The sequence below is a fragment of the Streptomyces nanhaiensis genome (assembly GCF_046614825.1).
Taxonomy (GTDB): Bacteria; Actinomycetota; Actinomycetes; order Streptomycetales; family Streptomycetaceae; genus Streptomyces; species Streptomyces radiopugnans.
The window spans coordinates 1-24,461 of record NZ_JBKJFM010000051.1 but is presented as its reverse complement, the minus strand read 5'-3'; the positions used below and the strand labels follow the sequence as shown (position 1 = coordinate 24,461).

Annotated in this window: 24 protein-coding genes; 17 read left to right on the top strand and 7 right to left on the bottom strand. The window is 73.2% G+C overall.

The genetic code is table 11. The annotated features are described in order from the left end of the window. Window positions 1-3: 3 nt before the first annotated feature. The 4 genes from ACLIYP_RS13960 to ACLIYP_RS13945 are packed head-to-tail and all read left to right on the top strand — an operon-like array spanning window position 4 to window position 2,953. Window positions 4-393 carry a nuclear transport factor 2 family protein gene (locus tag ACLIYP_RS13960; RefSeq protein WP_093663188.1) on the top strand — a complete coding sequence of 130 codons (390 nt, stop codon included), beginning with the start codon at window positions 4-6 and terminating at the stop codon, window positions 391-393. 51 nt (window positions 394-444) lie between these two features. Continuing rightward, window positions 445-1,401, top strand: a complete 957-nt coding sequence (locus ACLIYP_RS13955; RefSeq protein WP_412713444.1) for an ATP-binding cassette domain-containing protein — start codon at window positions 445-447, stop codon at window positions 1,399-1,401. Further along, window positions 1,398-2,204: an ABC transporter permease gene (locus tag ACLIYP_RS13950; RefSeq protein WP_412713443.1), complete on the top strand. Its 807-nt coding sequence runs from the start codon at window positions 1,398-1,400 to the stop codon at window positions 2,202-2,204. Before ACLIYP_RS13955 ends, ACLIYP_RS13950 begins: the two co-directional genes overlap by 4 nt. After that, the gene (locus tag ACLIYP_RS13945; RefSeq protein WP_412713442.1) at window positions 2,201-2,953 is read left to right on the top strand and encodes an ABC transporter permease; all 753 of its coding nucleotides are present in this window, start codon (window positions 2,201-2,203) and stop codon (window positions 2,951-2,953) included. The genes ACLIYP_RS13950 and ACLIYP_RS13945 overlap by 4 nt, the downstream gene beginning before the upstream one ends. A 75-nt stretch (window positions 2,954-3,028) precedes the next feature. On the opposite strand, the gene ACLIYP_RS13940 is transcribed toward ACLIYP_RS13945, so the two are convergent. Further along, window positions 3,029-3,628: a methyltransferase domain-containing protein gene (locus tag ACLIYP_RS13940; RefSeq protein ID WP_412713441.1), complete on the bottom strand. Its 600-nt coding sequence runs from the start codon at window positions 3,626-3,628 to the stop codon at window positions 3,029-3,031. Between the two features lie 246 nt (window positions 3,629-3,874). Here ACLIYP_RS13940 and ACLIYP_RS13935 point away from each other — a divergent pair, with 246 nt between their 5' ends. The 5 genes from ACLIYP_RS13935 to ACLIYP_RS13915 are packed head-to-tail and all read left to right on the top strand — an operon-like array spanning window position 3,875 to window position 9,101. Beyond that, window positions 3,875-4,465 carry a pyridoxine/pyridoxamine 5'-phosphate oxidase gene (locus tag ACLIYP_RS13935; protein WP_412713440.1) on the top strand — a complete coding sequence of 197 codons (591 nt, stop codon included), beginning with the start codon at window positions 3,875-3,877 and terminating at the stop codon, window positions 4,463-4,465. Beyond that, window positions 4,450-5,646, top strand: coding sequence for a 3-deoxy-7-phosphoheptulonate synthase (locus tag ACLIYP_RS13930; protein WP_412713439.1), 1,197 nt, complete (start codon window positions 4,450-4,452; stop codon window positions 5,644-5,646). Before ACLIYP_RS13935 ends, ACLIYP_RS13930 begins: the two co-directional genes overlap by 16 nt. 22 nt (window positions 5,647-5,668) lie before the next feature. Next, complete coding sequence (locus ACLIYP_RS13925; protein WP_412713438.1) at window positions 5,669-6,307, top strand: DUF2461 domain-containing protein; 639 nt, start codon at window positions 5,669-5,671, stop codon at window positions 6,305-6,307. Next, window positions 6,307-7,923, top strand: coding sequence for a (2,3-dihydroxybenzoyl)adenylate synthase (locus tag ACLIYP_RS13920; RefSeq protein ID WP_412713437.1), 1,617 nt, complete (start codon window positions 6,307-6,309; stop codon window positions 7,921-7,923). Before ACLIYP_RS13925 ends, ACLIYP_RS13920 begins: the two co-directional genes overlap by 1 nt. Next, the gene (locus tag ACLIYP_RS13915) at window positions 7,920-9,101 is read left to right on the top strand and encodes an FAD-dependent oxidoreductase (RefSeq protein ID WP_412713436.1); all 1,182 of its coding nucleotides are present in this window, start codon (window positions 7,920-7,922) and stop codon (window positions 9,099-9,101) included. Before ACLIYP_RS13920 ends, ACLIYP_RS13915 begins: the two co-directional genes overlap by 4 nt. Before the next feature lie 36 nt (window positions 9,102-9,137). Here ACLIYP_RS13915 and ACLIYP_RS13910 read toward each other — a convergent pair whose 3' ends face one another. After that, the gene (locus tag ACLIYP_RS13910) at window positions 9,138-9,800 is read right to left on the bottom strand and encodes a ThuA domain-containing protein (RefSeq protein WP_412713435.1); all 663 of its coding nucleotides are present in this window, start codon (window positions 9,798-9,800) and stop codon (window positions 9,138-9,140) included. Window positions 9,801-9,849: 49 nt separating this feature from the next. On the opposite strand from ACLIYP_RS13910, the gene ACLIYP_RS13905 reads away from it, so the two are divergent. Genes ACLIYP_RS13905 through ACLIYP_RS13895 form a run of 3 tightly spaced genes read left to right on the top strand, consistent with a single transcriptional unit; the run spans window position 9,850 to window position 11,167 of the window. Beyond that, a complete protein-coding gene (locus ACLIYP_RS13905) occupies window positions 9,850-10,242 on the top strand; it encodes a VOC family protein (protein WP_412713434.1) in 393 nt (130 codons plus the stop codon). Then, window positions 10,239-10,682 (top strand): NUDIX hydrolase, encoded by a 444-nt coding sequence (locus ACLIYP_RS13900; RefSeq protein ID WP_412713433.1) that lies wholly within the window; start codon window positions 10,239-10,241, stop codon window positions 10,680-10,682. The genes ACLIYP_RS13905 and ACLIYP_RS13900 overlap by 4 nt, the downstream gene beginning before the upstream one ends. Then, the gene (locus ACLIYP_RS13895; RefSeq protein ID WP_412713432.1) at window positions 10,679-11,167 is read left to right on the top strand and encodes a GNAT family N-acetyltransferase; all 489 of its coding nucleotides are present in this window, start codon (window positions 10,679-10,681) and stop codon (window positions 11,165-11,167) included. The genes ACLIYP_RS13900 and ACLIYP_RS13895 overlap by 4 nt, the downstream gene beginning before the upstream one ends. A 7-nt stretch (window positions 11,168-11,174) precedes the next feature. On the opposite strand, the gene ACLIYP_RS13890 is transcribed toward ACLIYP_RS13895, so the two are convergent. After that, a complete protein-coding gene (locus ACLIYP_RS13890; RefSeq protein ID WP_412713431.1) occupies window positions 11,175-13,070 on the bottom strand; it encodes an ABC transporter ATP-binding protein in 1,896 nt (631 codons plus the stop codon). A 228-nt stretch (window positions 13,071-13,298) separates the two neighbouring features. Beyond that, window positions 13,299-14,060, bottom strand: a complete 762-nt coding sequence (locus tag ACLIYP_RS13885) for a L,D-transpeptidase family protein (protein WP_412713430.1) — start codon at window positions 14,058-14,060, stop codon at window positions 13,299-13,301. A gap of 115 nt (window positions 14,061-14,175) precedes the next feature. On the opposite strand from ACLIYP_RS13885, the gene ACLIYP_RS13880 reads away from it, so the two are divergent. Both ACLIYP_RS13880 and ACLIYP_RS13875 read left to right on the top strand, forming a co-directional pair. Then, window positions 14,176-16,035, top strand: coding sequence for an ABC transporter transmembrane domain-containing protein (locus ACLIYP_RS13880; RefSeq protein ID WP_412713429.1), 1,860 nt, complete (start codon window positions 14,176-14,178; stop codon window positions 16,033-16,035). Beyond that, window positions 16,032-17,813 (top strand): ABC transporter ATP-binding protein, encoded by a 1,782-nt coding sequence (locus ACLIYP_RS13875; protein ID WP_412713428.1) that lies wholly within the window; start codon window positions 16,032-16,034, stop codon window positions 17,811-17,813. The genes ACLIYP_RS13880 and ACLIYP_RS13875 overlap by 4 nt, the downstream gene beginning before the upstream one ends. A gap of 92 nt (window positions 17,814-17,905) precedes the next feature. Here the strand turns inward: ACLIYP_RS13875 and ACLIYP_RS13870 are convergent, their stop codons facing one another. Further along, window positions 17,906-18,700, bottom strand: a complete 795-nt coding sequence (locus ACLIYP_RS13870) for a metal-dependent hydrolase (protein WP_412713427.1) — start codon at window positions 18,698-18,700, stop codon at window positions 17,906-17,908. Window positions 18,701-18,821: 121 nt separating this feature from the next. Between ACLIYP_RS13870 and ACLIYP_RS13865 the strand changes: the two genes are divergently transcribed. Continuing rightward, on the top strand, window positions 18,822-21,335 hold the full coding sequence (locus tag ACLIYP_RS13865) for a DEAD/DEAH box helicase (RefSeq protein ID WP_412713426.1): 2,514 nt from the start codon (window positions 18,822-18,824) through the stop codon (window positions 21,333-21,335). Between the two features lie 34 nt (window positions 21,336-21,369). Continuing rightward, window positions 21,370-22,263, top strand: coding sequence for an acyl-CoA thioesterase (locus tag ACLIYP_RS13860; RefSeq protein ID WP_412713425.1), 894 nt, complete (start codon window positions 21,370-21,372; stop codon window positions 22,261-22,263). Here the strand turns inward: ACLIYP_RS13860 and ACLIYP_RS13855 are convergent. Together ACLIYP_RS13855 and ACLIYP_RS13850 are read right to left on the bottom strand one after the other, a co-directional pair. Further along, window positions 22,194-23,150, bottom strand: coding sequence for a DUF6397 family protein (locus tag ACLIYP_RS13855; RefSeq protein ID WP_412713424.1), 957 nt, complete (start codon window positions 23,148-23,150; stop codon window positions 22,194-22,196). The genes ACLIYP_RS13860 and ACLIYP_RS13855 overlap by 70 nt on opposite strands. Before the next feature lie 206 nt (window positions 23,151-23,356). Next, complete coding sequence (locus tag ACLIYP_RS13850; protein WP_093663172.1) at window positions 23,357-23,749, bottom strand: roadblock/LC7 domain-containing protein; 393 nt, start codon at window positions 23,747-23,749, stop codon at window positions 23,357-23,359. A gap of 172 nt (window positions 23,750-23,921) precedes the next feature. Here ACLIYP_RS13850 and ACLIYP_RS13845 point away from each other — a divergent pair. Beyond that, the coding region (locus tag ACLIYP_RS13845; RefSeq protein ID WP_412713450.1) for a class I SAM-dependent methyltransferase at window positions 23,922-24,461 on the top strand (540 nt) is incomplete at its 3' end.

The following is a 24,461-nucleotide window of genomic DNA, read 5'->3' as shown; positions in this document are numbered from 1 at the left end:
CAAATGGCCGAGATCGACCGAATCACCATGGAGAAGGAACTCTTCGCCCTGGAGGAAGCGGGCTGGGAGGCCATCTCCTCCGCGAACGGCGACTTCTACCGGCGGCTCGTCACCCCGGAAACACTCGTGGTCGAGCACGACGGAGTGGCCACGGGCGACGACCTGGTGGCCGAGATCGACGGAAACGAGTCGCCGTTCGAGAACTTCAGGCTGGATGACCGCCGCCTCGTCCCGCTGTCGCCGGACTCCGCCGTCGTCACCTACCGGGCCACCGCCGACGTCACCGGGAGGGGCACCTTCAGGTTGTACATGTCGAGCGTCTGGGTACGCCGGGAAGAGGGCTGGAAGCTGATGTTCCATCAGCAGACCCCCGCCTCCCAGCAGGAGGGGTGAGGAGGCCGGCGGACTCGCGAGGGAAATGACCGACGGGCGGGAGGAAAACGATTGCCTGGGGCCGGAATCGAGGTCAAGGGACTCCGCAAACGCTACGGGGAGAAGACCGCGCTGGAGGATGTGACGTTCTCGGTGGCCCCGGGCACCCTGCTCGGTCTGCTGGGGCACAACGGCGCGGGGAAGACCACCACCGTCGACTGCCTGACCACCCTGCTCCGTCCCGACGGCGGACACGCGAGGGTGGCTGGGCACGATGTGGTGGCCGAGCCGGAGGAGGTGCGCCGTTCCATCGCGCTCACCGGCCAGTTCGCCGCACTGGACGAGATGCTGACCGGGCGGGAGAACCTGGTCCTCTTCGGGCGCCTGCTGCGGCTCGGCGCCCGGAACGCCGCCAGGCGGGCCGACGAACTCCTGGAGCGGTTCCGGCTGTCGGACGCCGGCGGCCGGCCGGTCAAGGAGTACTCCGGCGGTATGCGCAGGCGGCTGGACCTGGCGGCCGGCCTCGTCGTCGACCGTCCCGTCCTCTTCCTCGACGAGCCCACCACCGGGCTCGACCCGCGCAGCCGCGAGGAGGTGTGGAGCGTCGTGGAGGAACTCCGGCGAGGGGGCACCACGACACTGCTGACCACCCAGTACCTGGAGGAGGCCGACCGGCTGGCGGACCGGGTGGTGGTGCTCGGATCGGGGCGGGTCGCGGCCGAGGGCACACCCGGCGAGCTCAAGGACCGGGTCGGCGGCCGGGTCTGCGAGGTGAAGGTGGCTCCGGAACGGCACGACGAGGCCGCGGAGGCACTGCGGAGGGCCCTGGGGGAGGTGTCGGGGAGGAACGGCACCCTGGTGGTACCCGCGCCCCGCACCTCGGTGATGGCGCAGGTGCTCGGCCTCCTGGAGCACGAGGGCGTGGACCCGGAGAACGTCACTCTCCGCAAGCCGAGTCTGAACGAGGTGTTCTTCGCCCTCACCGATCCCGAGGCCGCCCCCGGCCCTCCGGAGGAAAGCCGTACATGACGACGACGACGGAACGCCCCCGTGCCGGGGCGTCGACCGAACGCGGCGCCGGCAACCTCGCCGCACAGGGCCTGGTACTGGCGGCACGGAACCTGCGGCGCGGCGCGAACGCGCAGTCGGTGGTGGTCTACGCGGTCTTCCCGCTGGTCTTCGTCTTCGGTTTCCTGATGCTCTTCGGCAGGATCTTCGAGGAGCGGGGGCTGGACTACGCCCAGTTCCTCACCCCCGCGATCGTCGTCCAGTGGATGTTCACCGTGGCCAACACCTCGGGGGTGGCCACCGCCTCCGACCGGGACTCGGGGATGCTGTCCCGGTGCCGGTGGATGCCCGTCAACCGGGGCGCGTTCGTCGCGGGACGGCTGGTCTCGGACGTCGTCTGGGTTCTGGTGGCCGTCGTGGTCATCGGCGCGGCGGGCCATCTGGCGGGCTTCCGCTTCCAGGGCCCGGTCCTCGCGGTCGCCGGCTTCGTCGCACTGGCCGTCGCGTTCGCCCTGACCCTGACGGCGGCCACCACGGCCGTCGGCCTGGTGTCGGCGGGCCCCGAGGCGGCGTCGGCGACGCTGAACCTGCCGTATCTGGTCCTGATCCTGCTGTCGACGGCCTTCGTGCCCGCCTCGGCCTTCCCGGACTGGCTGGAGCCCGTCGTCGAGGCGTCACCGGTCTCCTCGGTCATCGACGCCCTTCGCTCACTGGCGTCCGCGTCGCCGTCGGCCGGGGAGGTGTGGCCGGCCCTGGCCTGGATCGCCGGTCTGCTGGCCGTCGGCGTGTGGGCGTCCACCAAGGCGTTCGGGAGGGCGCGATGACGGTCGTGTTCGAAGCGTCGGTGCTCGCCGGGCGCAACATCAGGCGGTTCCTGCGCAGCCCGCAACTGCTGGGCGATGCGCTGGCGTTCCCCCTGATCCTGCTGGTGGCGCTGTACGTGATGTTCCAGGAGGTGGTCGGCGGCGCCGGGGACGAGCCCTACATCGCCCGGCTGACCCCGGGGATCGCCCTGTTCAGCGTGGCGTACAGCTGCACCGGGACGGCGGTCGGGTTCCACGGCGACCTGCGCGGCGGCTTCCAGGACCGGCTGCGCACCCTGCCCATCGGACGCTCCGCGGGGCTGCTGGGCCGCATCACCGGCGATCTGGTCAAGTTCGTCCTGGTGACGGCGGTCACGGTACTGGTGGGCTTCCTGCTCGGTTTCCGCTTCGAACGCGGCGCGGTGGCCGCGGTGGGCTTCCTGCTCGTGGTGGTGGCGTTCGCCTCGATCTTCCTGTGGCTCGCGGTGGTGACCGCTCTGTCGGCCGGCAGTCAGGAGACGGCCTCGGGGCTGCTGAACGCCCCGGTCACGCTCCTGCTGCTGCTGTCGACGACGCTGGTGCCGGCCGAGGCGTTCCCCGGGTTCGTGCAGCCGGTGGTGCGCGCGAACCCGCTGTCGTGCGCCCACGGCGCGCTGATGGGACTGTCCTCGGGCGGCCCGGTGCTGGTGCCCGTGCTGCAGACGCTGGCCTGGGTCGTCGCGGCCACCGCCGTGCTGGCGCCGCTGGCGGTACGGCTCGGCAGGAGATGACGGTGCGGCCGCCCCCCGCCGCTCCCCCGGGCGCCGGCTCGCCGGGCCGGGAGGGAGCGGCGGACCCGCCGGACGTCAGACGGGGAGGAGTTCGAGCAGTTCGTACCGCAGCTCCCCGTCCGGGTAGACGCCGACGGCACGGCGGCGCGGCACCGGCGACCATCCGTGCTCCCGGGCCACCCGCTCCAGCAGCTCGTCGTCGCCGAGGTCGGTGAAGCCCAGCAGCACTCTTCCGCCGGGATTGAGGTGATCGCGGACCCCGTCGAAGAACTTCCGGTGCGTGGCGTAACCGGGATCGCAGAACGCCAGGTCGAGCATGGCGTCCCGGTCCGCCTCCGGCCCCTCCGGGGCCGCCGGATCCCCGAAGGAGGCCTCCACGAAATTGGAATTCCAGAAGACCACGTCATAGCGGTCGTTCTCGGTGAGCGGCTCGAACATGTCGCCGCACAGCACGGCGACCCGGTCGGAAACCCCGTGCCGTTCGGCGTTCTTACGGGTGTTCTCGGCGGATACCGGACCGATGTCGATCGCGGTCACACGGTCACACCCCCGATGGGCGGAGGTCACCGCTATATATCCGGTGCCGCTGCCGATCTCGCAGAAGGAACCGCCGACGGGATAGGGGACCCATTCCGCGTAGAGCAGGGCGGACGGTGTCAGATTCGGGGCGTACACGCCAGGAAGGAGATCCCATTCGTGGCCACCGAGACGGAATGTCCGGGGCTCGGTTATCTCCCGGTGGCGTTCCCTGAGGCGGAGCACTCGTTCACGATCACGCGTTTCCACAGTCTTCCTCCTCTTTCTTTTCCGAAGGAAGCATACGCAAGAAGGGATGTCACGTTGAGAGTGGAAAGGATCCGGGAGGGAAATCCCGTCCAGGAGGATACGGAAAAGCGGCGCGACCGGCTGATGAGGGAGGGCATGGGCGACGCGGACGCGGTGGGCGATCCGCTGGTCCGGTTCCGCGACTGGCACCGGGAGTGGGCCCGGACACGTCCCTACGACGCGGCCGCCGCGGTTCTGGCGACGGCGGACGCCGAGGGCAGGCCGACGGCGCGTTTCGTCGATCTCGCCCGCACCGACCACGGATTCGTCTTCTTCACCGGCCACCGCAGCCGCAAGGCCCTGGACCTGGCGGTGAACCCGTGGGCGCAACTGTGCTTCGGCTGGCTCGACCTGGGCCGCCAGGTCCGTGCGGCGGGACCGGTGGAGCGCCTTGACCCACTGGCCTGCGACGACCACTACACCCGGCTGCCGCGCCCCGTGCAGCTCCTGGCCTGGGCCACCGACCAGCAGGCCGTGGTGTCCGGCTCCGGGGCGGTGCGGGACGCCGTCGCGTCCGCCGCCGAGCGGTTCGCGGGTCAGGAGGTGCCGCGGCCCGAGGAGTGGGGTGGTTTCCGTCTGGTCCCCGAAAGCGTCGAGTTCTGGCAGGACCGCGCGGACCACGTACCCGACCGACTGCGCTGTCAGCTCACCGACAGCGGCTGGTCGCGGCAGTGGATAGCGCCGTGACCCCCACGGCACCGGCCGGGTCCAGGCGGGCACGGCAGCAGCCGCCGTGGCCCGATGGAGACGAACTCGCTGAGGTGGAAGCCGAGTTGGCCGCCCGCCCCGGTCTGGTCACCGAGGGCGAGTGCACGGCGCTGCGGGACGCTCTGGCGCGTGCCTCGCGCGGTGAGGCGCTGGTGCTGCAGGCGGGTGACTGCGCCGAGCGGTTCGCGGACGCGGCGCCGGCCGCCGTCGACCGGCGCGCGGAGTACCTCTACTCACTGGCCGACGCGATGAGCACGGCGTCCGGGCTGCCGGTGGTGCCGCTGGGCCGGATGGCGGGCCAGTACGCCAAGCCCCGCTCCGCCGAGTCCGAGACCCGCGCGGACGGCGTACGGCTGCCCGTCTACCGGGGCGACGCCGTGAACGGGCCCGAGGCCGAGCCGTCGGCCCGCTCCTGCGATCCGCGGCGGCTGCTCGCCGCGTACGACCATGCCGCCGCCGTCCTCGGCCGGGTGCGCGCCACCTGGCCCGGCCGGCCGGCGGGCAGGCGGCTGTACGTCTCGCACGAAGGGCTGCTGTGCGCCTACGAGTCCCCGCTGGTGCGCCGAGGAGCCGACGGGAGCCACGCCTCCTCGGCGCACTCGGTGTGGATCGGTGACCGGACCCGGGCCCTGGACGGCTGGCACGTGGGGTGGGCGGCGGGACTGGGCAATCCCGTCGGCGTCAAGCTCGGGCCCTCGATCACCCCGGCCGAGGCCGTACGGCTCAGCCACGTCCTCAACCCGGCGGGCGTGGAGGGGAGACTGCTGTTCATCGTCCGCCTGGGCGCCGGTCCCGCGCGCAGGCTGCTGCCCGGCCTGGTCGCCGAGGTGGCCCGCCGGGGCGCACCGGTGGTGTGGCTGTGCGATCCCCTGCACGGCAACACCTGGCGGCTGCGCTCCGGGCGGAAGACCCGGCCCGTGGAGGCGGTGCGGGACGAGGTCTCGGTGTTCGCCCGGATCGTGCGCGCCCACCGGCAGTGGCCCGCCGGACTGCATCTGGAGACGACCCCCGAGGACGTCACCGAGTGCGTCTCCGCACCGGACCGCACGCCCGTCCCGGCCTTGCGTGTCGACTTCCCCCGCTACACCAGCGCTTGCGACCCTCGGCTCAATCCCGGACAGACCGCCGGTGTCCTGGCCCGGTTCGCCGAATCGCTGTGAAGCACCCGCCCGAGGAGACGATGTGAAGTTCCAGGGTTTCCCCGACCGCGCGTTCGAGTTCTACGCCGGTCTGGAGAAGGACAACTCGAAGGAGTACTGGCACAGCCTCAAGGACGTCTACGACACGTGTGTGCGCACGCCCGTGGAGGCCCTGGCCGAGGCACTCGAGGAGCGGTACGGCCCCGTGAAGGTGTGGCGGCCCCAGCGCGACGTCCGCTTCTCGAACGACAAGTCACCGTACAAGACCTACCAGGGGATCACCGCCGGCTCGGCGGACAGCGTCGGGTACTACGCACAGTTGTCCGCGGAGGGGCTGCGGCTGGGCGCCGGGTTCCACGGCGGCACCGAGCAGCTCGGCCGCTACCGGGACGCGGTGGACGACGAACGGCACGGCCCGGAGCTGGAGCGGATCGTGCGGAAGCTGGAGCGGAACGGCTGGGGCCTGGTGGGGGAACGGCTCAGGACGAGGCCCCGCGGTTTCCCCGCCGACCACCCCCGGCTGGAGCTGCTGCGGTACCGCTCGCTCGGCGCGGAGCGGCTGCATCCGCCGGCCGAACTGCACGGCCCGGAGGCGCTGGACCTGGTGAGGAAGGGCTGGTCCGGGCTCAAACCGCTGACCGACTGGCTGGAGGCCCGGGTGTCCGAGGAAGGGAGGCCGTGATGCTGCAGGGGTGTGTGCCCTGGCCCGACGAGTTCGCGCACCGGTACCGGGAGGCGGGCCACTGGCGCGGTGAGTTGCTGGGGGACCTGGTGCGCCCGTGGGCACGGCGCGATCCGGCGCGCATCGCGCTGGTCGGCGGCGGGGCACGGTGGTCCTACGCCGAACTGGACCGGCGCGCGGACCGGCTGGCCGCCGGGCTGGCCGCCCGGGGGATGGCCCCGCGGGAGCGGGTGGTGGTGCAGCTTCCCAACGTGCCGGAGCTCGTGGTGCTGTGCCTGGCTCTCTTCCGGCTCGGCGCACTGCCGGTGTTCGCGCTGCCCGCGCACCGCGAGAGCGAACTGCGCCATCTGCTGGAGGCGTCCGCCGCCTCCTGGCTGGTGGTTCCGGACCGCTACCTCGGCGAGGACCACCGGGCCCTGGCGCGGCGGGTCGGAGGGGTCGGACGCGGTCGGGTGCTGGTGGCCGGGGACGCCGAGGAGTTCACGGCCCTGGGGGACGCCGACGCGGATCCGGTTCCCCTGCCTCCCCCGGACCCCGGCGACGTGGCGCTGTTCCTGCTGTCGGGAGGGACCACCGGGCTGCCCAAACTCATTCCGCGCACGCACCAGGACTACGTCTACAACCTGCGCGTCACCGCGGAGAACGCCCGGCTCGGCCCCGGCGACGCATACCTGGCGGTGCTGCCCGTGGCGCACAACTACGCCCTGGGCTGCCCCGGCGCGCTGGGCACCCTGCACGTGGGCGGCAAGGTGGTCCTCGCTCCCACACCGAGCATCGACGACACCTTCCCGCTCATCGAGCGCGAACGGGTCACCGTCACCGGCCTCGTGCCCCCGCTGGCCCTGCTGTGGAAGGACGCCGCCGCGGCCCTGCCCGCCGACCTGTCCAGCCTGCGCCTGGTCCAGGTCGGCGGCGCGAAGTTCGGTGCCGAGGCGGCACGGACGTTCGGGCCGGCGCTGGGGTGCTCGCTGCAGCAGTCCTTCGGCATGGCCGAGGGGCTGCTGTGCCAGTCCGCCCCGGACGATCCGCCGGAGGTCGTGGCGACGACGCAGGGCAGACCGCTCTCCCCCGCCGACGAGATACGCGTCGTGGACTCCCGGGGGGCGGACGTCGCGCCCGGTGAGCCGGGCGAGCTGCTGACCCGCGGCCCCTACACCATCCGCGGCTACTACCGGGCCGAGGAGCACAACGCGGTCGCCTTCACCCCGGACGGCTACTTCCGGACCGGCGACCTCGTCCGGCTCCTGCCCGGGGGGCATCTGGTGGTCGAGGGACGGATCAAGGACCAGATCAACCGGGGCGGCGACAAGATAGCCGCGGAGGAACTGGAGAACCATCTGCTCGGCCACCCGCGGATCCACGACTGCGCGGTGGTGGCGACGCCGGACGCGCTGCTCGGGGAGCGGGTGTGCGTCTTCGTCGTGCCGCGCGGGGAGCACGCCCCCGACCGTGCGGAGGTGACGCGGTTCCTGCGGGAGCGGGGTGTGGCCGCCTTCAAGTTGCCGGACCGGGTGGAGCGGATCGGCTCCCTGCCCCGTACCGCCGTCGGCAAGGTGGACAAGAACAGGCTGCGGTCGGCGGCGCGGCGGACGTCCGGAGCGGGAGGCGCCGCGTGATCGTGGTGGGTGCGGGTCCGGTCGGGCTGACGGCGGCGCTCGCGCTGCGGGCCCGCGGCCGGGAGGTGACGCTGCTGGAGGCCGAGCCCGAGGGCAGGCGGCGGCCGGGCAGCAGGGCGCTGTTCGTGCACGGCGGGACACTGCGCCTGCTGGAGCGCGTCGCGCCGGGCCTGGGAGCCCGTATCGCCGCGTACGGCGTGGTGTGGCCGGAGCGCAGGACTCTCTACCGCGGCCGGGAGGTCTACGCCCGTGCCTATCCACCGGGTCCGGCGGGCGGGGGACTCCCGCCGTTCACCAGCCTGCGCCAGGTGGACACCGAGCGGTTCCTGCTGGAGGCCTGCGCGGCGGCCGGGGTGCGCATCGTGTGGGACGCGCCCGTCCGCGATGTCCGTTCCGCGTCCGACGGTGTGACCGTCTCGGCGGGGGACGGGAGGTCCTGGCGGGCCCCGTACGTGATCGCGGCCGACGGGGCGCGGTCGGCGGTGCGCAGGTCCCTGGGCATCGCCATGGAGGGGCCGAGGCCGCCGGGATTCCACGTCGTGGTGGATCTCGCGGACGGCGGCCGGGCCCCGTTGCCGTCGGCCAGGATCTTCCACTACGAGCACCCCGGGGCGGCGGGGCGCAGCGTGATGCTGGTGCCGTTCGCCGGCGGTCTCCAGGTGGACCTGCAGTGCCGTGAGTCCGACGACCCCGGCTTCTTCGCCACGCCCGAGGGGGCGCGGGAGTGGCTGCCGCACGTGCTGCCCGCGCCGTGCTCCGAGCATCTGCTGTGGGTGGCGCGCTACCGGTTCCGCCTGGTGGTGGCCGACGCCTTCACCGACGTGCGGCGGCGGGTGCTCCTGGCCGGAGAAGCCGCGCATCTGTTCCCGCCCTTCGGCGCCCGCGGCATGAACAGCGGCATGGCCGACGCCGTGGCGGCGGCCGACGCCGTGGCCGACGCGGAGACCTCACGCGACCGGGACCCGGTACACCGGTTCGCCGAGGAGCGGCGGGCCGCCGCGCTCCACAACCGGGCCGCCGCGGGCGAGGCACTGCGGCACCTGCGTCCGGGAGGGGCACGGCGGCTGCGCCAGCGGGTGTCCGCCGCGCTGGCGCCCCGGGTGCCCTCCCTCGGACGGTGGCTGGAGACGGCTCCCTACGGGCCGAGGTCCGGGCCGACGGCGGGAAGCAGGTACTGAACCCCGCCGGCCCGCTCCGGCGCGGTGGCCCCGGGATCACGGCACGAGCCGCGCCGCCCATGCCAGGCCGCCGAGCAGATGGCGCCGGAAGGCGGGGTCGGCGTATGCCTCGGGGCTGTGGCCCAGGGCGGTGTAGAAGGAGCGGCCCCCGGTGTTCTCGTGACACCACGCCAGCGGATGGTCCTCCCCCATCCCGCCGCCGTCGTAGGTGGACTCGTCGGCGGAGAGCAGCACCCGGACCCGGCCGCGCGGACTGGCGCGGAAGTCGTACCACTCGTCGGTGAACGGCCAGGCGGCGTCCAGGTGCGCGGTGGCGGGGTGGTCTCGGTCCTCCACGACCGCCACCCCCGGCTGGAGTTCGGGATGCCGCTCGAAGCGGGCGCCGAGCAGTTCGCCGTACCAGGGCCAGTCGGGCTCGGTGGTGGCCGCGGCGTGCACGCCGGCGAAGGCCCCGCCCGCGGCGGCGTACTCCCGCAGCGCCTCACGGCTCGCGGGGGTCAGCACCTCGCCGCTGGTGGAGAGGAAGACCACGGCGCGGCAGCCGTCCAGGGCGGCGGCGAGGACACCGGGGTCCTCGGTGGCCTCGACGGTCAGGCCCAGGTCGCCGCCGAGATCGCGGAAGGCCTCGATCCCGTGCGGGATGGAGTCGTGCCGGTAGCCGGTGGTCCGGGTGAAGACGAGGATCCGTTCAACGCTCATGACTCCATGGTCCCCCGGCCAGGCACCGCCGCGGACTACTCTGTTCGGTATGCCAGCACGCATCAAGGACCTGGTCGTGGACGCCGCCGACCACCAGGCGCTCGCCGACTGGTGGTGCGCCGCGCTGGGGTACGAACGCCGCAAGCCGCTGGGGCATCCTCCCCCGCCGGCGGAGTGGGCGGTGGCCATCCACCATCCGCAGGACGCCGGTCCGGTGATCTGGTTCAACCCGGTGCCCGATCCCAAGGCCGGCCGGAACCGGGTGCGCTTCGACGTGTGGGGCGACACCGGCGAACTCCTCGCGCTGGGCGCCACCATGGTGCGGCGGCAGACCGAGGACAGCGGATGGGACGTCCTGGCCGATCCGGAGGGCAACGAGTTCGGCGTGTTCTCCCCGCGCGCCTCGGGACTCCACCTCTCGGGCGGAGGGACCACGCTGTGACGGGCGCCGCCGGCCCCGCACCCGGTGCGCCCGGCCCCGCCCGGAGGCTCATCGACACGGTGGCGTGGGTGCATCTGCGCGACGGCACCGTCCTGGGCGCCCGTACCCGCGGCAAGGACCTCTTCTACATCCCGGGCGGCAAGCGCCACGCAGGGGAGAGCGACGAGCAGACCCTGCTGCGGGAGGTCGAGGAGGAGCTGACCGTGGCGATCGTGCCGGGCACGGCCGTCCACATGGGCACGTACGAGGCCCCGGTGGACGCGGACACCCCTCAGGTGGTGGTGCGGATGGCGTGCTACACCGGCGACTACCGCGGCACGCTCGCCGCCGCCGGCGAGATCGAGGAGATCCGCCGGCTGACCTACGCCGACCGCGGTCTGGTGCCGCCGGTGGACCGGTTGGTCTTCGACGAACTGCACGCGGAAGGAAGGCTGTCGTGACCGCTCCGGCCGTGGAACTGCGCGAGACCGTACCCGGCGACCTGCCCTCCCTCTTCCGTATCCAGCTCGACCCGGAGGCCAACCGGATGGCGGCCTTCACCGTCGCCGACCCCTCGGACCGCGCCGCCTTCGACGCCCGCTGGGAGCGGTTCCTCGACGACCCCGCGATCGTGAACCGGACGGTGCTCCTCGGCGGCGAGGTCGTCGGCAGCGCCGCGGTCTACCCCTCCCACGACAAGCCGGGCGCGCGCGAGGTCACGTACTGGATCGCCCGCGAGCACTGGGGCCGGGGTGTCGCCGGGCACGCACTGGCCGCTCTCCTGGCCGAACACCCGCACCGGCCGCTGTACGCCCGCGCGGCCAAGGACAACCACGGCTCGCTGCGGGTCCTGGAGAAGTGCGGCTTCGTGCGCTGCGGCGAGGACGCCGGGTACGCGGCGGCGCGCGGGGAGACGGTGGAGGAGTACGTGCTGATGCTGCGCTGACGCCGGCTCAGGCGGGGGCGGCCTCGACCGCTCCCGGCCCCGAGCCGGCGGGACCCGCGGGACCGGCCCGCTCGGGACCGGCCTGCCCGGCACCGGCCGACTCGGGGAGGACCGCGTCGCGCCGCAGCAGGGCCGCGTAGCGCCCGTCGCGCGCGACGAGCTCGTCGTGGGTGCCGCGCTCGGCGATCCGGCCGCCTTCCAGGACGACGATCTGGTCGGCGTCGCGGATGGTCGACAGGCGGTGGGCGATGGTCAGCGTGGTGCGGCCCGTGGCCAGTGTGTCGACGGCCCGCTGGACCGCCTGCTCGGTGCGGGTGTCCAGGGCGCTGGTGGCCTCGTCGAGAATGAGGACGGGCGGGTCGCGCAGGATGGTGCGGGCGAGCGCCAGGCGCTGCTTCTCCCCTCCGGAGAAGCGGTACCCGCGCTCGCCGACGAGGGTGTCGTAGCCCTCGGGCAGCGAGGCGATGTGGTCGTGGATCTGGGCGGCGCGGGCCGCCGCCTCGATCTCGGCGTCGGTGGCGCCGGGGCGGGCGAAGCGGAGGTTGTCAGCGACGGAGGCGTGGAAGAGGTACGTCTCCTGCGACACCACGCCGACCGTCCGGGCCAGGGTGTCGAAGTCCAGTTCCCGCACGTCGATCCCGTCGATGGTGACCCGGCCGCCGGTGACGTCGTACAGCCTGGGCACCAGATAGCTCAGCGTGCTCTTGCCGGAGCCGGTGGCGCCGACGACGGCGAGGCTGCTGCCCGCCGGGACGGTCAGGTCGATGCCGCTGAGCGTGGGGGTGGCCGAGCCCGGGTCGTAGGAGAAGCTGACGTCCTCGAAGCGGACCTCGCCGCGCGCCCGCTCCAGCCTCACGGGCCGGGCGGGCTCGGTGATGTCCACCGGCAGGTCCAGGTACTCGAAGATGCGCTGGAAGAGGGCGAGCGAGGTCTGCACCTGCACACCCGTGCTCAGCAGTGAGACGGTCGGGCGCAGCAGGCCCTGCTGGAGGGTGACGAAGGCGACCAGGGTGCCGATGGAGAAGGCCGGGCCGCCGAGGTGGAGGAGCAGACCGGCCGCCCAGTACAGCAGTGCCGGGATGGCCGCCATGATGATGCCGATGACCGACATGCGCCAGCGTCCGGCCATGTTGGAGCGGATCTCCAGGTCCGCCAGCCGCTCCGACTCCTCGGAGAAGGAGCGGGTGAGGGAGTCGGCGCGGCCCATGGTGCGGCCCAGCAGGATGCCGCTGACCGACAGCGACTCCGTCACCATCGCCGACATCGCCGCCATCTGCTTCTGCCGCCGGGTGGCGATCTTCTTTCGTTCCCGCCCCACCCGGCGGCTTATCCAGACGAACAGCGGCATCAGCAGCAGGGAGACCAGCGTCAGCCGCCAGTCCAGCACCAGCATGGCCACGATCGTCGCCACCACGCTGGTGAGGTTGGAGACCAGGGAGGTCGCGGTGGAGGTGACCGTGGCCTGCATCCCGCCGATGTCGTTGGCGATGCGGGACTGGACCTCGCCGGTGCGGGTGCGGGTGAAGAACGCCAGGGGCATCCGCTGGAGCTTGGCGTAGACCCCGGTGCGCAGGTCGTGCATGACGTGCTGGCCGACGGTGGTGCTGATCAGCGTCTGAAGGACGTTGAAGACGCTGGTCAGCACCGCCGTGGCGATCATGCCGAGGGCGAGCAGGGAGAGCAGGCCGGTGCGCTGCTCGGGGATGGCCACGTCGAGGATCTCGCGCAGCAGGAACGGCGAGGCGACCGACACCAGCGAGGAGGCTCCGACCAGCAGTCCCACCACGGCCAGCCGCCCGCGGTAGGGGCGGAAGAGGCGCAGGATGCGGCGGAGCTGGGCGGGCGGCTGCGGCTCGTCCTTCCGCCTCCGTGGTGGGGTCCAGTCGGGTTCGTCGCGGTGCAATGCGCTCCTTCGGGGGTCGGCGGCCGGCACTCGGCGGGGGCCGGCCCTCGGGCGAGCCGGCCCGGCTCACCAGCCTACGGTCGCCCGCCCGCCGGTCGCCCGCCCGCGCGGCCGTGCCCGGGTGCCGCCGCGCCCGGGCGGGTGGCCGGGAGGCCACCGGGCGGCAGGTGACAGAGCTGCGGACGGGCGGACGGACGGACGGTGGGGGGCGGGCGGGCGGGCCGCCGGTCAGGAAGCGAGGCTCTGCCTGTCGCCCATCACGATGACCGGGTGCTGTGCCGGGTCCAGGGTGCGCAGCAGGTACTCCATCGCGGCCCTGGAGAGGCTGACGCAGCCGGAGGTCCCGCTGCCGTGGTCCATGTGCAGCCAGATGCCGCCGCCCTTCTCCCGGCCCAGAGGACGGGTCGGGTCGCCGGGCGAGGTGCCCCTGAGGCGGTTGTAGTCGATGGCGATGACGTAGTCGAAGTCGTGCCGGTACCTCTCGGGCCAGTGGCGCGGCGCGGCGAAGGCGGCGGAGCGGGTGTACGGCAGCTTCGTCCCGGGATCGGGGAGGACGCCGCCGGCGTCGGAGAGGGTGAAGACGCCGACCGGGCTGCGCTTGTCGTTCTCGCGGTGGTCCGGCGTCCAGCCCCGCTTGCCGTTGTGGGCGGGCCAGCGGCGCTCGCGCGTCCAGGTCTCGCCGCGCCGGGTGTAGAGGGCGACCGTGGCGTCCTCGGAGTCCTTGCCCGCACCGCGGACGGCGACGACCTGCCGGGCCGATTCGGGGATCTCGGAGTGGAGGCGCTCACCGACGCCGGGGATGCGGCGGGCCCCGGCTCCGGACGGTGAGGGCGGCTGCGACGCCTCCTGCCGGGGCCGGAGGGAGGAACCGGCACCGGCCGCGCCCCCGCCCGAGCAGCCCGCGAGCAGCAGGAGCGCCGTCGCGGCCGCGCAGATCTCCGACGCCCCGCGCCGGGCGCCGGGTCCGAACCGTGTACCGGGCGTGCTCATGCCGTACATCGTCCCATCCCTGCTGCGGAAAACCCTTTGCCCTTCCGCCGGATATGGCGGAAGGCTTGCACGGTCGTTTCCGCTTCTCCGCCATCGAGACCGTTTCCGGGGCGTCATGCGCATTCGCGATCTTCCGTATCCCGATCCCGGCGACCCCGACGTACGGTCCGGGTTCCGCCTCATGCTCTGGCTGTGGCGCTCGCAGCTGGGCGGCCAGCTGAAGGCGCTGGCCTGGGGGACGCTCCACATGGCGGCGGTCGCCTCCTTCCCCCTGGCCGTGGGCATGGCCGTACAGGCGGCGACCGAGCGCTCCGGAGACCGGCTGGTCCTCGCGGGCGCCCTGACGGTGGCGCTGGGCCTGGCCGTCACCGTCGGCGACACCATGCTGCACCGCGCGGCCGTCACCAACTGGATCACCGCCGCGGCCCGGGTGCAGCAGTTGCTGGCCCGGCGGACCGCCGAGCTGGGGGCCGCGCTGACCCGGCGGGTGGCGGCCGGTGAGGTGGTGGCCGTCTCCACGGGGGACATCGAGAAGATCGGCTGGTTCGTCGAGGCCGTCTCACGCTTCGGCGCCGCTTCGCTGACGACGGCCGGGGTGTGTGCGGCCCTGGTGGTGTACGAACCGCTGCTGGGTGTCGTGGTGACGCTGGGCGTGCTGGTGCTGGTCTCGGCCGTACTGCCGCTGCTGCCGCCGGCGACCCGCCGGGCGGACGCGCAGCGCGCGAAGGCGGGACGGGCCACCGAGCTGGCCGCCGACACCGTGGCCGGGCTGCGGGTGCTGCGCGGCATCGGGGGCGAGGAGCTGTTCCTCGACCGGTACCGCAGGGCCTCGCAGGATGTGCGGCGGGCGGCGGTGCGGACCGCGCGGATGTGGTCGCTGATCGACGCCGTGCAGGTGGTGCTGCCGGGGCTGCTGCTGATCACGGTGGTCTGGCTGGGCACGCGGCTGGCCCTGGACGGCAGGGTCGCCGTGGGCGAGCTGGTGACGGTGTACGGCGCGGTGACCTTCCTGCTCTTCCCGTTGCGGCTCTTCCAGGAGATCGCCATGGCCTACTCCTTCTCCCGGCCCTCGGCCCAGCGGGCCGCCCGGGTCCTGGCTCTGCGCCGCCTGACGCGGGCGGCCGCCGCGCGGGCGGACGGTGGTGCGCGGCTGCCGCACGGCGACCTGTACGACCCGGTGAGCGGGCTGCTCGCACCGGCCGGGGGTCTGACGGCGGTGGTGTGCGGCGACCCCGACGCGGCCGGGCGGCTCGCCGAGCGGCTGGGCGGGCACGGCAGCGGATCCGGAGCGGACGGGCCGCCGGTGCTGCTGGGCGGGGTCGCCCTGGACGACGTGCCGCTGGAGGCGGCCCGTACCGCCGTGCTCGTCCAGGACAAGGACCCGGTGCTGCTGTCGGGCACCCTGGAGGAGCTGCTCGACGTACCGTCGTCCGGTGCGGTCGCGCCCGGGCGTGCGCTGGAGGCGGCCCAGTGCGGCGATGTGCTCGCCGCGCTGGCACGCGCCGGGGGCGCCCCGGACGGCGACCCCATGCGGGCCCGGATCACCGAGCGCGGCAGATCGCTGTCGGGCGGCCAGCGCCAGCGGCTGGCGCTGGCCCGGTCGCTGGTCGCCGACCCGCAGGTGCTGGTGCTGGACGAACCGACCAGCGCCGTCGACTCGCACACCGAGGCACGTGTGGCCGACGCCCTGCGCCGGCTGCGCGCCGGCCGCACCACGGTGGTGTTCTCCTCCAGCCCGCTGCTGCTGGACCGGGCCGACCGTGTGGTGTTCGTCTCCGGCGGCGAGGTGACCGCCGCCGGCACGCACCGGGAGCTGCTGGCGGACGAGCCGGGGTACCGCGCGGTGGTCGTCCGCGAGACCGGCGGCGATGACGACCACGGCACCGAAGGCACCGCAGGTGTCGGCGGGGCCAGGGCCGGTACGGCCGGGGCCCGGGAGCCGCGGCGGCACGAGCAGATGGAGGAGAACGCATGATCGGCGTCGCACCGCCCGCCCACGATCCCGCCGCGTCCGAGTCGGCCGCGACCCTGCCGGTCGGTGCGCCGGGGACCGTGCGCGCCTACGTCGGCGAGCTGGTCCGGCGCCACCGCGGGCCGTTCGCCGTACTGGTGTCGGTGAACGCCGTCGCGGTGCTGGCCTCCATGGTCGGCCCCTATCTGCTGGGGCGTGTGGTGGAGGACCTCGCGGCGGGGGCCCGTGATCCGCACCTGGAGCGCACCGTCGTCCTGTTCGCCGTCGCGCTGGCCGTCCAGACGGTCTTCGTCCAGCAGGTGCGGCTGCGCGGGGCGGTGCTGGGCGAGCGGATGCTGGCCGATCTCCGCGAGGACTTCCTGGTCCGCTCGGTGCGGTTGCCGCCGGGGGTGCTGGAGCGGGCCGGTACGGGGGATCTGCTGTCCAGGATCACCACCGACATCGACCGGTTGGCGGGCGCCATGCGCGAGGCGGTGCCCCAGCTGTCGATCGGCGTCGTCTGGGCGGCGCTGCTGCTGGGCGCGCTCACGGCCACCGCGCCGCCGCTGGCGCTGTCCGTCGTGATCGCCCTGCCGGTGCTGCTGGTGGGCTGCCGCTGGTACTACCGGCGGGCGCCCGGCGCCTACCGTTCCGAGGCGGCCGGCTACGCGGCCGTGGCCGCCGCTCTGGCCGAGACCGTGGACGCCGGGCGGACGGTGGAGGCCCACCGGCTGGGCCCGCGCCGGGTCGCCCTCTCCGAGCACCGCATCGGCCGGTGGACGGCCTGGGAGCGGTACACGCTGTGGCTGCGCACCGTCCTCTTCCCCGTCGTCAACGGCACCCATGTGCTGATCCTCGGCTCGGTGCTGATGCTCGGCGGGTTCTTCGTGCTGCGGGGCTGGATCTCGGTCGGCGAGCTGACGACGGGCGCGCTGCTGGCGCAGATGCTGGTGGAGCCGATCGGCCTGATCCTGCGCTGGTACGACGAACTCCAGACCGCCCAGGTGTCCCTGGCCCGGCTGGTCGGGGTCCGGGAGATCGAGCAGGAGTCCGGCGACGGCGCGCTGCTCCCGGACGGCCGCGAGGTGCGGGCCGAGGAGGTGCGGTTCGGCTACGGCACGGGCGGCGACGTGCTGCACGGGGTGTCGCTGGACGTCACGCCCGGCACGCGGGTCGCGCTGGTGGGGCCGTCGGGGGCGGGCAAGTCCACGCTGGGCCGGCTGCTGGCGGGGATCTATCCGCCACGGGCGGGCGAGGTCACGCTCGGCGGTGCCGGGCTGGCCCGGATGCCCGCGGAACGGGTACGCGAGCACGTGGCGCTGGTCAACCAGGAGCACCACGTCTTCGTCGGCTCGCTGCGCGACAACCTGCTGCTGGCGAACGCGGACGCCGGTGACGCCGAGTTGTGGGCCGCCCTCGCCGCGGTGGACGCCGACGGCTGGGCCCGGGAGCTGGCCGACGGTCTGGACAGCGAGGTCGGCTCGGGCGGGGAGGCGATCACCCCGGCCCAGGCCCAGCAGATCGCGCTGGCCCGGCTGGTGCTGGCCGATCCGCACACCCTGGTCCTGGACGAGGCGACGTCCCTGCTGGACCCGCGCGCCGCCCGGCATCTGGAGCGCTCTCTGGCGCGGGTGCTGGAGGGGCGCACCGTGGTGGCGATCGCGCACCGGCTGCACACCGCGCACGACGCGGACGTGATCGCGGTCGTGGAGGACGGCCGGATCAGCGAGCTGGGAAGCCACGGTGAGCTGGTCGCCGCCGACGGCGCCTACGCCGCGCTGTGGCGGTCCTGGCACGGCTGATCCGGCCCCGGTCCGGCTCCGTCCCGGAGTGCTCGGGGACGGAGCCGGACCGGACGGGACGCCCGGCCGGGGGCGGCTCGGCCGAGGAGGGCTCAGCCGAGGAAACCCACGGCCCACAGCCCGCTCAGCCCGCCGACCAGCATGAAGCCGGGCATCAGGACCTGCACCTCGACCCAGCTGCCCGCCCTGAACCGCATGGGCTTGGGCGTGCCCAGCGGATACCAGCGCCTGCTTCCCACGGGGATCGGCCACAGGACCGGGCAGCCGGAGACGGTGATGGCGTCGCCGAGGTCGTGGACCAGGGCGCCCAGCACGATCGGCAGCCCCAGCCACAGGTACTCCTGGCCGGGTGCGGTGAACAGCCAGTCCGCCCCGTTTCCGGGCTTGTTCAGGATGTCCGCCAGGATCCAGGCGCTGGTGGCCCCCAGCAGCCACACCAGGACGTCGCTGGAGACCCGCGCCGCCCGCCACAGCAGGCCCTCGACGGCCAGCACCATGTGGACGAAGAGGATGCCCAGCACCGCCCAGCGTCCGCCGAGCATCGCGAAGGCCGCGAAACCGGCGCCCATCGCCACCGCCCACAGCCAGGTGTGGGTGAGGGTGCGGTGGCCTCCGGCGCGGCGCGGGTCGCCGGACATGCGGGTGGCCTTGTAGACCGCGCACGAGAGCTTCTCGATCACCATGCACAGCCATCTGGAGAGCGGACCGAAGGCACGGGAGATGGTCGCCGACTTGTGGTCCAGGTCGGGTGCGAGGGCCGCGCCCGCGCAGATCAGGGCGCCGACCACCAGGACCGGCCACGGCATCGGCCGGTCCAGGGCGTCCGCCACCGCTCCCACCCCCAGCCACGCCGCCGCTCCCGACAGTGAATGCGCCGGTCCCATCATGTGCGTCCCCACCCCATCGCGCTCGCTCCGCCGTTGTGCCGGTGGCACAGCGTAGTGCCGATGATCTTCGTGCGGTCGGCCGGTTCCCACCGGGGACGCCGCGGCAGGCAGTATGGAGGGCGTGACCCTTATCGATCAGATGCCGAGCACCGCAGATCCCGACACCCTCTACGAAGCCTTCTCCGGCTGGGCCGAAGGGCGGGGCATCACGCTCTACCCCGCCCAGGAGGAGGCGCTGATCGAAGTGGTCTCCGGAGCGAACGTCATCCTGTCCACGCCGACCGGGTCCGGCAAGAGCCTGGTCGCGGCCGGGGCCCACTTCGCCGCGCTCGCCCAGGACAAGGTCACCTTCTACACCGCCCCCATCAAGGCCCTGGTGTCGGAGAAGTTCTTCGACCTGTGCAAGATCTTCGGCACCGAGAACGTCGGCATGCTCACCGGCGACGCCTCGGTCAACGCCGACGCACCCGTCATCTGCTGCACCGCCGAGGTGCTCGCCTCCATCGCGCTGCGCGACGGCGCGGACGCCGACATCGGCCAGGTCGTGATGGACGAGTTCCACTTCTACGCCGAACCGGACCGCGGCTGGGCCTGGCAGATCCCGCTGCTGGAGCTGCCCCAGGCGCAGTTCGTCCTGATGTCGGCGACGCTCGGCGACGTGAGCCGGTTCGAGAAGGACCTGACGCGGCGCACCGGGCGTCCGACCGCCGTGGTGCGCTCCGCCACCCGGCCGGTGCCGCTGAGCTACGAGTACCGAACGACAAGCCTGACCGAGACGCTGACCGAACTGCTCGAGACCCACCAGGCGCCGGTGTACATCGTGCACTTCACCCAGGCCCAGGCGGTGGAGCGCGCTCAGGCGCTGATGAGCATCAACATGTGCTCGCGCGCCGAGAAGGACGAGATCGCCAAGCTGATCGGCAACTTCCGTTTCACCACCACGTTCGGGCGGAACCTCTCGCGCTACGTCCGGCACGGCATCGGGGTGCACCACGCCGGAATGCTGCCGAAGTACCGGCGGCTGGTGGAGAGGCTGGCCCAGGCGGGCCTGCTGAAGGTGATCTGCGGCACCGACACCCTCGGGGTGGGCGTCAACGTGCCCATCCGCACGGTGCTGTTCACCGCGCTGACCAAGTACGACGGCAACCGGGTGCGGGTGCTGCGGGCACGGGAGTTCCACCAGATCGCGGGCCGCGCCGGCCGGGCCGGCTTCGACACTGCGGGCCTGGTCGTGGCCCAGGCCCCCGAGCACGTCATCGAGAACGAGAAGGCCCTCGCCAAGGCGGGCGACGACCCGAAGAAGCGCCGCAAGGTGGTGAGGAAGAAGGCCCCGGAGGGTTTCGTCAACTGGAGCGAGCAGACCTTCGAGAAGCTGATCGCCTCCGAGCCGGAGCCCCTCACCTCCCGCTTCAAGGTGACCCACGCGATGCTGCTGTCCGTCATCGCCCGGCCCGGTGACGCCTTCGCCGCGATGCGCAAGCTGCTGGAGGACAACCACGAGGACCGGCGCAGCCAGCTGCGCCACATCCGGCGGGCGATCGCCATCTACCGCTCCCTGCTGGACGGCGGGGTCGTGGAGCAGCTGGACGTACCGGATGCCGAGGGGCGCCGCATCCGGCTGACCGTGGACCTCCAGCAGGACTTCGCACTCAACCAGCCGCTGTCGACCTTCGCGCTCGCCGCGTTCGAACTGCTGGACCCCGAGTCCCCCTCGTACGCGCTGGACATGGTCTCCGTGGTGGAGTCCACGCTGGACGACCCGCGGCAGATCCTGGCCGCCCAGCAGAACAAGGCCAGGGGCGAGGCCGTGGCGCAGATGAAGGCGGACGGCGTCGAGTACGAGGAGCGCATGGAGCGGCTGGCCGACATCGGCCACCCCAAGCCGCTGGAGGAACTGCTCTTCCACGCCTACGGCGTCTACCGCAAGAGCCATCCGTGGGTCGGCGACCACCCCCTCTCCCCCAAGTCCGTGATCCGCGACATGTACGAACGGGCCATGACCTTCGGGGAGTTCGTCTCCCACTACGAACTGGCCCGTACCGAGGGCATCGTGCTGCGCTACCTGGCCAGCGCCTACAAGGCGCTGGAGCACACCGTGCCGGACGACCGGAAGTCCGAGGACTTCCAGGACATCGTCGAGTGGCTGGGCGAGATGGTGCGCCAGGTCGACTCCAGTCTGCTGGACGAGTGGGAGCAGCTGGCCAACCCCGAGGACGAGACGGCCGAGGAGGCCCAGGACCGCGCCGACCAGGTCAAGCCCGTCACCGCCAACGCCCGTGCCTTCCGCGTGCTGGTGCGCAACGCGATGTTCCGGCGGGTGGAGCTGGCCGCCCTGGACAAGGTCGGGGAACTGGGCGACCTGGACGCCGAGGCCGGCTGGGACGCCGACGCCTGGGCCGATGCCATGGACGCGTACTGGGAGGAGTACGACGAGCTGGGCACCGGTCCCGACGCCCGCGGCCCGAAGCTGCTGCGGATCGAGGAGCGTCCCGAGGACGGTCTGTGGCGGGTGCGGCAGACGTTCGCCGACCCCGAGGGCGACCACGACTGGGGGATCACCGCCGAGGTCGACCTCACGGCCTCCGACGAGGAGGGCCGCGCCGTGATCAAGGTCATCGACGTGGGGCAGCTGTGACGGCGGCCGGGGAACGCGCGAGGAGGCGGTGCCGATGACCGGAGCGAGCGGGCCGGCCGATTCCGGCGGACCGGCCGAGCGTCTGGTGGATCTCCTCGATCTGGAGCGGATCGAGGAGAACATCTTCCGCGGGCACAGCCCCGACGAGCCGCTGCAGCGCGTCTTCGGCGGCCAGGTCGCCGGGCAGGCGCTGGTCGCCGCCGGACGCACCACCGACGGGGAGCGCCCGGTGCACTCGCTGCACGCGTACTTCCTGCGCCCCGGGGTGCCCGGGGTGCCGATCGTGTACCAGGTCGAGCGGGTGCGGGACGGGAGGTCGTTCACCACCCGCCGTGTGGTGGCCGTGCAGCGGGGCCGGACGATCTTCAACCTGACCGCCTCCTTCCATCGTGGTGAGCCGGGTTTCGAGCACCAGCTGCCGATGCCCGGGGTGCCCGGCCCGGAGTCGCTGCCGAAGCTGGTCGACGAGATCCGCGAGCACCTGGGTTCGATGCCCGAGCCCCTGGAGCGCATGGCGCGCCGCCAGCCGTTCGACATCCGGTACGTGGACCGGCTGCGCTGGAGTGCGCGGGACCTCGAGGGTGTGGAGCCGCGCAGTGCGGTGTGGATGCGCGCGGTGGGACCGCTGGGCGACGACCCGCTCGTCCACACCTGCGCCGTCACCTACGCCAGCGACATGACGCTGCTCGACGCGGTGCGCCTGCCCGTCGAGCCCCTGTGGGGGCCGCGCGGTTTCGACATGGCCTCCCTGGACCACGCGATGTGGTTCCACCGGCCGTTCCGCGCCGACGAGTGGTTCCTCTACCAGCAGGAGTCACCCGTCGCGACCGGCGCCCGCGGCCTCGCGCGAGGGCAGATCTACGACCGGCGGGGGCGGCTGCTGGTCTCCGTGATGCAGGAGGGGCTCTTCCGGAGGAAGCGGGACTGAGCCCCCTCCGGCCCTCCGCTCCCTCCGCCGTCTCCTCCGGTTTCCCCGCTCCCGGCCGGCCGGTGCTCCCGCTCCGGCCGGCACAGGGGGCGGGCCGACCGCGCCGTGCTCAGGGCCAGCGTCAGACCCAGCCGGTGCCAGAGGATCTCCTCCTCGCCGTCGGCGGTCAGCAGACCCCGCACGACCCTCCTGGCCGCGAAGGACTCCGGCCGGGCGGTGGTCAGCCGCGGCCGCAGCTCCTCCAGCCGGGCCCGCTCTGCCGGATCAGGCACGGCCTCCTCCAGCACGGTCGGGGTGAGCACCGCGGCGTGGGCGGCGGCCGCGGCCCACGGATCGTCCGTCCGGCGGACCGCCTGGGCGATCCGCCGGTTGCGCCAGTGGCGCGGACGCCAGTCCTCTCCCCCGGCCAGGACGCGCCGCAGCCCTTCGGGCAGCGGGCCGCCGAGCAGCGCCGGCTGGTGCTCGGCGGCCCGCTGCCCGGCGGCCCGCAGCTCGCTGGCGAGGTAGAGCCAGACCACCGCCCGGTACCGGTTGAGGGAGAAGCGCACCGGGCCGAAGCAGCCGGCCCGGGCCAGCCGCGTGAAACGCAGCGGAGTGACGCCCAGCAGTCCGGCGCCCTCCCGCGCACCGACCAGACGCAGCCGCTCACGCAAAGTGGCCGGAAATCCCTCCTCCGCGCGCACCCGGGCCAGTTCGGCCACCGGCACCCGCCGGCGGTGGCTCTCATGCCGCGGCGCCACCGTCGCCAGCGCGCCCAGCTCCACGGCCAGTTCCAGTTCCCTCGGCCTGATCCCCAGCATCCGGTGCGCCTCGCCCAGCGGCACGGCCTCCGCCGCGTCCGCCTCCCGAGTACCGAGCGTCTCCGCCCGTACCAGTCCGACCGGCATGGTGATCCCCCTGTGCATCTCGACGACTACCGTGCGCGACGAAGGTAGCCCGCTGTCGAGCTACTCCGGGGAGCCTGTGGAAAACCTGGAGAAAGCCCTGGTGGGACTGTGTCCGGTAACAATCTGCGACGGCCCGGGCGACTCGGATGGCGCAGGCATGGCCCGAAGGCGGCCCGGCGGGGCGGCCCGTCCCCGGGCCGCCCCGCTCAGCGCCCGTTGCGCATGGCCACGCCCAGATGCTCGCCGACCCGGTTCACCAGCAGGGTCGTCTCGTAGGCGATCTGGCCCATGTCGGCCTCCGCCTCGGCGAGCACGCACAGACAGCTGCCGTCCCCGGCGGCCGTCACGAACAGCACTCCCTCGTCGAACTCGATCATCGTCTGCCGCGCCCGGCCCACGTGGAAGTGCTCTCCCGTGCCCCTGGCCAGGCTGTGGAGCCCGGACGCGACGGCGGCCAGGTGTTCCGCCTCGCTCCTCTCCAGGCTCTGGGCGGCTCCGGTGACCAGCCCGTCGTTCGAGAGCACCAGCGCATGCCGCACCGAAGGCATCCGCTGTGTCAGATCGTCCAGCAGCCAGTCCAGCTCACTGCTCAGCGCCATCCCCGATTCCCCCTTCTCATGGTCACGCGGTGCCAGCCTTACCCACGACGGGCCCCGGGGCAACCACCGATCTCGGCCGCCCGCGGCCCCGCCGGGGCCGGAAGGAAACCGGAAGCAGGGGTACCGGGATCGGCCACCGGGAAAGGCACCGACAGTGGACGATGACGACCGTATGACGGAGTACGACGGGACGCGCGTGCTGGAATTCTCCACCGAGGGGGCCGCCGGCTGGGACGCCCGCTTCCCCGACGACGGCCCGTCCTACGACGCCGCCGTGGCCGAGCTGGGGCTGTTCACCGGCGACACGGTGCTGGACGCCGGCTGCGGCACCGGCCGCGCACTGCCCGCGCTGCGCGCGGCCGTCGGCAGACAGGGCACCGTGCTGGGCGTCGACCTCGCCCCGGCGCTGCTGGAGGTCGCCGTCCTGGCGGGACGGCACCGCGGCGCGCTGCTGACCGTCGCCGACGCCGCCCGGCTGCCGCTGCGCGACGGAGTGCTGGACGCGGTGTTCACCGCAGGCCTGGTGCCGCACCTGCCCGACCCGGCCGCCGGCCTGCGGGAACTGGCCCGGGTGGTGCGGCCCGGCGGCCACACCCACCCCAGGAGCGGCATGGCAGGAGGTGGAGGACGACAGCCCCTTCGCCTACCGGGACACCGCCACCTCACGCGCCGGCCTCGCGGCCGTCAACCGTCGCTACCGCGGTCACCGCGT